A 7,606-nucleotide genomic window follows, 5' to 3' on the forward strand; every position below is an offset into this window, starting at 1 on the left:
AGATGCTCTACGAGTTGGTTTCTTGCTGGGCATCCGGATGCGTTGGAAGCAAGAGTCTCGCGCTGTCGGCGTCGTACTCGAAGAGTTCGCCGTAGCGTCCCCAGTCGATGGCGGTGTCCAGCTGCTGTTGGGCGTCATCGGTTCCGTAGAAGGCGCGCAGCTCGGTGAGGATGTCGTCCGTGCTGATCGCTCCGGTTCCGGTGTGCCGGAGGTCGCGGACGATGCGCCGCACGAGGCACGCGGCTTCCATCGCGAGGGTGGCGAACTGCTCTTTGGCGCGGAGGAGGTCAGCGGCGGCGTAGCGACGGCCCTGTTCGGTGATGCGCAGTTCGGTGCCTTGCGGCCGGGCAAGCTTCAGAAGCTGAGCAGCGTCGACCACCGGCAGGAGGTCGTCCAGCTCGTACCGGAGTTCGTCCGCAATCTCGGCCAGGCCCTCCTGCCCACCGCGCTCGGCGAGCAGCTCGACGAGACCGCCCAGCTCACCGGTGCTGACGGCGGGCAGCGGGATGTCGATCCCGTCCGGGAGGATCGCCGGTCGTGCGACGTCCCCGACGCCGGACGCGCGCGGCTCGGCCTGCTGGCCGGTGAGGATGCCGTACACCTCGTCGACGAGCGCCTCGAACTCCGGGCTGCGGCGGTCGCGGGGCTGCGGGAGGTCGACGGTCAGCTCGGCCTTGATCCGGCCCGGGTTGGAGTCGAGCACCACGACGCGGTCGGCGAGCTGGATGGCCTCCTCGATGTTGTGCGTGACGATCAGCGCCGTGCGGGTGGGAAGCGTCCCGTCGCCCCACATCCGCACCAGCTCGCCGCGCAGGTTCTCACTGGTGAGCACGTCCAGCGCCGAGAACGGCTCGTCCATCAGCAGCACGTCGGGCTCGACGACGAGCGCGCGGGCGAACCCGACGCGCTGCCGCATCCCGCCGGAGAGCTCCTTGGGGTAGGCGGACTCGAACCCGTCCAGGCCGATCTGGTCGATCGCGCGGAGGGCGCGCTCGCGTCGCTCCTCCGGGCGGACGCCCTTGGCCTCCAGCCCGAGCTCGACGTTCTCGAGCACGGTCAGCCACGGCAGCAGCGCGAACGACTGGAAGACCAGCGCCGTGCCCGGGTTGGCGCCGTTGAGCACGTCACCCTTGAACGAGACGGTTCCGGTGGTCGGGGCGATCAGCCCCGCGATGCACCGCAGCAGTGTGCTCTTGCCGGAGCCGGAGCGGCCGAGGAGGGCAACGATCTCGCCCTGGTGGATGGTGAGCGTGACGCCGGAGAGGACGGTCTTCTCGCCGCCGTCGGTGGCGAACGACTTGGTGACGTCGCGGACGTCGATGAGTGCGGTGTTCGTGGTGATCATGATGGGGCCCTCCTTACGGGCGGAAAGTCAGAGGCTGAAGCGCTTCTCGGCGACCGCGTACAGGCGGCGCCAGAACAGGCGGTTGAGTCCGACGACGAAGACGGACATGACGATGACGCCGACGAGCACACGGGCCATGTCGCCGGTCTGGGTGGCGTCGGCGATGTACGCGCCGAGGCCGGTCGCGGTGTAGGTGTGGTGGTTGTAGGTGACGACCTCGGCGACGATGGACGCGTTCCACGCGCCGCCCGCCGCAGTGATGCCGCCGGTGACGTAGGCCGGGAAGATCGCCGGGAGGATCAGCCTCCGCCAGCGCTGGACGCGGCCCACGCCGAAGCTGTCCATCGCCTGGCGCAGGTCGGTCGGGATGGCGCTGGCGCCGGCGATGACGTTGAACAGGATGTACCACTGCGAGCCGAGCGCCATCAGCAGGATGCCGCCGTAGTCGAGCGGGATGCTCGTCGCGACGAAGAACGCGATCGCGAACGGGAACAGGAAGTTCGCCGGGAAGCTCGCCAGCAGCTGCACGATCGGCTGGGCCAGCCGGCTGATCCGCGGGTTCATGCCGATCCACACGCCCACCGGCACCCAGATGATGGTCGCGAACAGCAGGATGACGACGACGCGCGCCATCGTGACCGCGCCGAGCCCGAACGCCTCCAGGAACGCGCCCATCCCGAGCGAGCGCTGGATGAAGAGGTAGGAGGCGATGGCGCCGACCACGATCGCGGCGACGACGAGCACGGTCACGACCACGTCCAGCGTGCGCTTGCGCACCTCCGGCACCCGCAGCGGGTGCTCGGCCAGCCCGAACGGCCGGGTCGCCCTGTCGAGTCCGCGCCCGATCGGGGCGAACCCGCGCTCCACGACGCGCGGCAGCCACGACCGGCTGATCACGTCGAGGACGACGCTGCGCGGCCGGTCGGTCGGCGCGGTTTCCTCTTGGCGGAACCGCTCCGCCCAGGCGACCAGCGGCCGCCAGAACAGGAAGTTCACGCCCAGCACCATGATCGCCATCGTCACGATCGCCCAGCCGACCCGGTCGAGCTGGCCGGCCTCGACCGCCGAGGCGACGTAGGCGCCGACGCCGGGCAGCGCGAAGCTGTGGTTGTTGACGGTGATCGCCTCGGAGGCCGCCAGGAAGAACCAGGCGCCGCCGAAGCTCATCATCCCGTTCCAGACCAGCGGGATCATCCCCGACGGAACGTCGAGCTTCCAGAACCGCTGCCACTTCGTCAGCCGCATCAGCCGGGCGGCCTCGTCGAGGTCGCGCGGCTGGCTGGTCAGCGACGCGTAGAACGAGAAGGTCATGTTCCACACCTGTGAGGTGAAGATCGCGAACACCGCGGCCGACTCCAGCCCGAGGGTGGAGCCGGGGAAGAGCGCGATGAACCCGGTCACGGTCACCGACAGGAAGCCGAGGATCGGAACGGACTGCAGGATGTCCAGCGCGGGCAGGATCACCTTCTCCGCGCGCGGCAGCCGGGCGGCGGCCGTCGTCACCACGAACGTGAACACCAACGACGCCGCGAGCGCCGCGAACATCCGCAGCAGCGAGCGCAGCGCGTAATACGGCAGCAGCGCCGGGTCGGTGTCGATCGACGACGGCACCTCGGCCAGCCGCACCGGCGCGGAAGCGCCGGCGGTCGCCTGGATGATCAGGTAGAAGAGGACGACGATCGCGACGGCGACCAGGACATCGATCCAGCGGAAGCGGACACGGCGGAGCGTGCCGGCGCCCGGGACAGTGCGGAGCAGGGGCATGACAAGACCTCCCTGGGCCGCGACCGGCGAGGGCCGGAGGCGGCAGAGGACGACAGGGGACGTGATGAGGGCGTCACCGTGCCGCGCGGAGGTCAGCGGCGGCCGGACGCGGAACGCGTAGAGGCCGCCGTCGCCGGGGCGCAGCAGGGACGAGACGGACTATGATCGTCGCTCACGGCGGGTCACCTCCTCGCGTTCGGGGGCAGGCGTGCGCCAGGCGTCACCCGCGGCGGCACCGGCCGCGGACGAGACTCCCACGTAAGAGCTTCGGCACTGCACGACGTATCCCTGATCCGGTCGGACCGGGGGGAAGCCACTTGGGATCACCCCTTAAGCCGGGGAGACCTGTCCTGATCTTGGGCGTCTCTCGACGTCGTCAGATCAGTGGCCTGTGTTCGCGCAGAAGCCTCACCTAACGAAGTTCTGCCTCAAGAACGGTAGCAGAGAATCCCGGACGGCGGCCGGCCCCTTGCTGAACCCTAACGACCGCCGCCGCTGCGGGGTCCCCTGTACACGTGCGCGCAAGGGATCGGCTATCGGGCGTAGTGCTGTACGCCCGTCGCAAGATGAGTTGACCTGTTAGTTAGCGACTCTTCTCACCGCGCACGGGGGCATGCTGCTTGAAAACCATCGTCTTAGGGCTCTGTGGCCAAATGGCCGAAGCTCGCAGATAGCTAGAAATAGGACACGATCTTAAGCCAAGCGAATTTCGCGGCGGGGTCTGGGAAGGGCTAAGCTGGTCGACCGTTAGGGGGACTCGCCTATCGGGGCGACGTGTCTGGTTCGATTTCCAGAGTCCTCCACCAATTCGATTGAGTCCGTAGGAAAGAGTTGTCGGGCTTGGGCCGGCTTGGTATTCATTGGGTTTCGATGCCGGCCGCTGTGATCTCGATGATCGCGTTCGCCATTCCTGCTGCGCGCGCCCAGTCGCGGGCGACGCTGTAGACGCGGCGGCACACCTCCGCGGCGGAGTCGTCCGCGACGACACCGATCCGGATGCGGATGCGGTCAGCGCCCACGTCGACATCGTCGGCTCCAGCCATCCGGCCGATCAGCGTACCGGCGGGATACAGCCGGGTGACACCTGGCACCCGCGCCACCGTGTCGACCAGAGTGGGAGTCGCGTCCACGTGCTCGTCGGTCATGCGCCGCCTCCATCCCGGTCGGGGTCCCACACGTCGGTCACCGTGACGTCCACCGCGCCCACGGTCAGCTCGACATGACGCGACAGCTCTTCCACGACGGCCGAGCGCATCCGCGCCGCGACCTCGCCGAACGGTTCGCCATAGCGCACCGAGATCTCCACATGCAACTGGATCGGCGCGCCAAGCGTCTCAACGTCCCCGACGATCCTGGTGCGGACGACGATCAAACCGTAGATCGCATCGCCCACGCTGCGAATGAGCGCGCGCACGGCGCCCTCAGTGAGGGCGAGATCGGCGGCGGGGTCGGGATGTGCGACCGGGATGCGGCGGCCAGCCTGCACATCCAGTCGGATTCCGTCGAGGATGCGGCCCACCCACCCGTCGTCGGTCGGGCGGCTAGCGGCATCGGCTTCGAGCATGGTCCGCGTCGTCCGGCTGAGCCGCTCGAGTGCCTCCAATGCCGCGCGGCACTCGGCGGAGCCGTCGATGCTCGCGTCGGCCGGCGTGCGGCCGCGGGCGAGATAGTCGCTGAGCTCGTCGAGCGTGTGCCCGTCGATCATCTCGTCCTCGGGGAGGAGCGGATCGGTCATCGCCATCCCTCCATCGCCTCGAGAAGCCGCCGCCGCCCGCTCGCCAGCTGGCCGCGGATGGTCGAGATCGGGATGTCCAGCTCCTGCGCGATCTCCTCGTAACTGTACTGCCCGGCCTCTCGGAGCACCCAGCACCTCCTCTGCAGCGGCGGCAGCTCGTCGAGCGCCCGACCGAGCGCTTCGCTGGCGGTTCGCACTTCCGCCAGATGGTCCGGACTCTGGTCGGCCGGAGCGGCCGCATCCACCTCAGTCACGTCATCGTACTCGTGACGCGCGCGGATGCGGTCAATGCACCGGGGGCTGAGGATGCGCATCAGCCACGACTTCACCGCGGCACCCTCGTTGAGCTCGCCCAGCCGCTTCCACGCCGTCACGAACGTCTCCTGCACGACGTCGTCGGACTCGTAGGTCGAGCCAAGCATGCGCGCGGCATACGCGCGCATAAGCGGGGCGTGTCGCCGGACGATGACCGCGAATGCGGCCGTGTCCCCGTCCGCCGCTCGGCCAGCGAGAATCTCGTCGCTCACCCATTGAGGGCGGCCCACGTCCGGCTTGCTCACCCCTAGAACGCTACCGGGCAGTCTGTTAGAAAGATGAGTAGATAGCCAATCTAGGCTTTTGAGGAAGCTCACAGGTTCGAAACGTGAGGAATGTGCCACCTCGACCGTCCTAGAGCTGTGAGTCGCGCAACGACGGCTCCCGAGAACGGAACGGAAGGAACACGACATGGCTAACACCACCCCCACCACCGCAGCGGGCACCGAGTCGGTGCTGGGCAAGACGGTCATCAACGACGCCGTCGTGGCGAAGATCGCCGGCATCGCGGCCCGCGAGGTCCCCGGCGTGTACGCGCTCGGTGGCGGCGCCGCCCGTGCGCTCGGCGCGCTACGTGAGGCGATCAACGCCACCGACCTCGGCCAGGGCATCAGCGTCGAGGTCGGCGAGAAGCAGGTCGCCGCCGATGTCACGATCGTCGCCGAGTACCCGGTGGCGTTGCAGAAGGTCGCCGCCGATGTCCGTGAAGCGATCGCGCAGGCGATCGTGACCATCGTCGGCCTGGAGGTCACCGAGGTGAACGTGACCGTCAACGATGTGCACGTCCCCGGCGACGACGAGGGCGAGCAGGAGACGCGAGTCCAGTGACGCGCCCCATGTTCGGCACGCTGGTCGGCGGCGCCCTGGCCGTCGTGTGGGCGGCGTTCGGGTTCTGGGTGTTCATGGGCACGGCTTTCGCTATGCTCCTGGGCTATCTGGCGGCCCGGGTCGTCGCCGGCGACCTCGACCTCGCCCGCGTCGCGGACGCCCTCCGCGGGCGCCGATCGTCGTCATGACGGCCGGGCGGGACCGCTTCACGACGTTAGCGCTCGAGCACCTGGCCCGGGCGGTGGCCGCCGCGGAGCTCGGCGTCACGCTCCGTGACGTCAAAGTCGGGGTCCGGGATGCACGGGGCGCCCTCTCCGTGCGGGTCGCCTCCCCGATCGCCGCCCCGTCGCTCACCGCCGGGCTCGGCGACCGGGCACCGCTTACCACCGCGCTGACCGACGCGGGCGCGCACATTCGCGCCCAGCTCGGGGCGCTCACGGGCTTGGAGGTCGCGAACGTCGACATCCGGGCCACTACCGCCATCATCTCGGAGAGGAGAGTCCGATGAACCGCATCGCCGCGCGCGTCGTGCGCCGCGAGACGCACTCCCCCCGCTCGACGGCCGCGGTCATCGTGGCCATCCTCCTCATTACGGCGACGCTTCTGGTGGCCGTAGAGTCCGTGCTCCACCTGCTGGGCCTGCGCCCGCTGCTGGTCGCGCCGCGGACGATCGCCGAATCCGTCCTGGCCGCCCCCTCCGCCGGGGCGCCGGCTCTGATCGCCGCGGCACTGACGTCGGGGCTCGTCGGCCTCTGGCTGGTGGCGCTCGCCATACTGCCCGGCCGCCGGCCCCGGCGCCACCTCCAGGCCGACCACGTCGCCGTCGTGGCGGACGACGAGATGCTGGCCTCAGGCCTGGCCCGCCAGGCCGCCCGCACCGCCGCCGTCCCGCCCGACGCGGTGAGCGTCTCCGTCGGCCGCCGCACCGCCACTGTGCGCATCACACCGGTCAGCGGTTCGCGCATCGATCGCGACGAGGTCCGCCAGGCCGTCACCGAGGAGTTCGCCCAGGCGGGCACCGGGCACCCACTACGGGTGTCGGTTCTCATCGCCCCCACAGGGAAGGTCGGATCGTGACCAGCAGCAACCGTGCACTCAACCGCATCCTGCTCGGCACCGTCGGTGTGATCGCCCTCGTCGTCGCGGCCGCGGCGACAGCACTGCTCGTCGTGCCCGGCTTCGCCCGGGCGCGGACGCGCGTCGCCCACAGCGGCCTCGGCACGGCCGACGACGTTTTCGGGCAACCGCTGTGGGACGGGACGACCGTCAGCGCCGGCGCGCTCGTCAGCCTCGCGATCGCCCTGGCGTTCGTCGTGCTCCTGCTGGTCTTCATCCTGCGCCAGGGCCACGGCGCCACCTCAACGGTGATCGCACTAGAGGGCGAGGACGGCACCATCGAGATGGACGCCTCTGTCCCGGCCGCGCTGCTCGAGGGGTTCCTGGCACCCGTTACGGGCGTGGCCGGCGTCAGCGTGACCGCCTACAGAGTCCGCCGTCAGCCCATGCTGAAGGTCACCGTCCGCTGCCGTCGCGGCGCGGCCGCACGCACCATCGCCGACGCCCTGGACGACGCCGTCGTCCGGACGCAGGAAGCTCTCGGCGCCCCCATACCCGTGTTC

Annotated in this window: 10 protein-coding genes and 1 riboswitch; of the genes, 5 read left to right on the forward strand and 5 right to left on the reverse strand. The window is 69.6% G+C overall.

Annotated elements, in window-relative coordinates; genetic code table 11:
- Positions 1-7: 7 nt before the first annotated feature.
- The 5 genes from U870_RS0108305 to U870_RS0108325 form a co-directional block, all read right to left on the reverse strand.
- Positions 8-1,345 carry a nitrate/sulfonate/bicarbonate ABC transporter ATP-binding protein gene (locus U870_RS0108305; protein ID WP_025156935.1) on the reverse strand — a complete coding sequence of 446 codons (1,338 nt, stop codon included), beginning with the start codon at positions 1,343-1,345 and terminating at the stop codon, positions 8-10.
- Positions 1,346-1,372: 27 nt separating this feature from the next.
- Positions 1,373-3,109, reverse strand: coding sequence for an ABC transporter permease subunit (locus tag U870_RS0108310; RefSeq protein WP_025156936.1), 1,737 nt, complete (start codon positions 3,107-3,109; stop codon positions 1,373-1,375).
- Positions 3,110-3,354: 245 nt separating this feature from the next.
- Positions 3,355-3,536, reverse strand: a riboswitch (M-box (ykoK) riboswitch).
- Between the two features lie 430 nt (positions 3,537-3,966).
- Positions 3,967-4,254, reverse strand: a complete 288-nt coding sequence (locus U870_RS0108315) for a hypothetical protein (protein WP_025156937.1) — start codon at positions 4,252-4,254, stop codon at positions 3,967-3,969.
- Positions 4,251-4,844: an Asp23/Gls24 family envelope stress response protein gene (locus U870_RS0108320; protein WP_043709816.1), complete on the reverse strand. Its 594-nt coding sequence runs from the start codon at positions 4,842-4,844 to the stop codon at positions 4,251-4,253. Before U870_RS0108320 ends, U870_RS0108315 begins: the two co-directional genes overlap by 4 nt.
- Positions 4,841-5,404: an RNA polymerase sigma factor gene (locus U870_RS0108325; RefSeq protein ID WP_025156939.1), complete on the reverse strand. Its 564-nt coding sequence runs from the start codon at positions 5,402-5,404 to the stop codon at positions 4,841-4,843. The genes U870_RS0108320 and U870_RS0108325 overlap by 4 nt, the downstream gene beginning before the upstream one ends.
- 166 nt (positions 5,405-5,570) lie before the next feature.
- Here U870_RS0108325 and U870_RS0108330 point away from each other — a divergent pair, with 166 nt between their 5' ends.
- From U870_RS0108330 to U870_RS0108350, 5 genes are all read left to right on the forward strand, one after another.
- Positions 5,571-5,987 (forward strand): Asp23/Gls24 family envelope stress response protein, encoded by a 417-nt coding sequence (locus U870_RS0108330; protein WP_025156940.1) that lies wholly within the window; start codon positions 5,571-5,573, stop codon positions 5,985-5,987.
- Positions 5,984-6,175, forward strand: coding sequence for a hypothetical protein (locus U870_RS0108335; protein ID WP_025156941.1), 192 nt, complete (start codon positions 5,984-5,986; stop codon positions 6,173-6,175). Before U870_RS0108330 ends, U870_RS0108335 begins: the two co-directional genes overlap by 4 nt.
- Complete coding sequence (locus U870_RS0108340; protein ID WP_025156942.1) at positions 6,172-6,495, forward strand: hypothetical protein; 324 nt, start codon at positions 6,172-6,174, stop codon at positions 6,493-6,495. The genes U870_RS0108335 and U870_RS0108340 overlap by 4 nt, the downstream gene beginning before the upstream one ends.
- Positions 6,492-7,064: a DUF6286 domain-containing protein gene (locus U870_RS0108345; RefSeq protein ID WP_025156943.1), complete on the forward strand. Its 573-nt coding sequence runs from the start codon at positions 6,492-6,494 to the stop codon at positions 7,062-7,064. Before U870_RS0108340 ends, U870_RS0108345 begins: the two co-directional genes overlap by 4 nt.
- Positions 7,061-7,606 (forward strand): hypothetical protein (locus U870_RS0108350; protein ID WP_025156944.1); only part of this gene is annotated, 546 nt, incomplete at its 3' end. The genes U870_RS0108345 and U870_RS0108350, both read left to right, overlap by 4 nt.

The organism is Leifsonia aquatica H1aii, from assembly GCF_000633535.1.
Lineage (GTDB): Bacteria > Actinomycetota > Actinomycetes > Actinomycetales > Microbacteriaceae > Leifsonia > Leifsonia aquatica_A.

Bases quoted from the DNA above. Each gene is read 5' to 3' on its own strand.
- U870_RS0108310 (WP_025156936.1), bottom strand. From the start codon at position 3,109: ATGCCCCTGCTCCGCACTGTCCCGGGCGCCGGCACGCTCCGCCGTGTC.
- U870_RS0108345 (WP_025156943.1), top strand. From the start codon at position 6,492: ATGAACCGCATCGCCGCGCGCGTCGTGCGCCGCGAGACGCACTCCCCC.
- U870_RS0108330 (WP_025156940.1), top strand. From the start codon at position 5,571: ATGGCTAACACCACCCCCACCACCGCAGCGGGCACCGAGTCGGTGCTG.
- U870_RS0108315 (WP_025156937.1), bottom strand. From the start codon at position 4,254: ATGACCGACGAGCACGTGGACGCGACTCCCACTCTGGTCGACACGGTG.
- U870_RS0108340 (WP_025156942.1), top strand. From the start codon at position 6,172: ATGACGGCCGGGCGGGACCGCTTCACGACGTTAGCGCTCGAGCACCTG.
- U870_RS0108305 (WP_025156935.1), bottom strand. From the start codon at position 1,345: ATGATCACCACGAACACCGCACTCATCGACGTCCGCGACGTCACCAAG.
- U870_RS0108320 (WP_043709816.1), bottom strand. From the start codon at position 4,844: ATGACCGATCCGCTCCTCCCCGAGGACGAGATGATCGACGGGCACACG.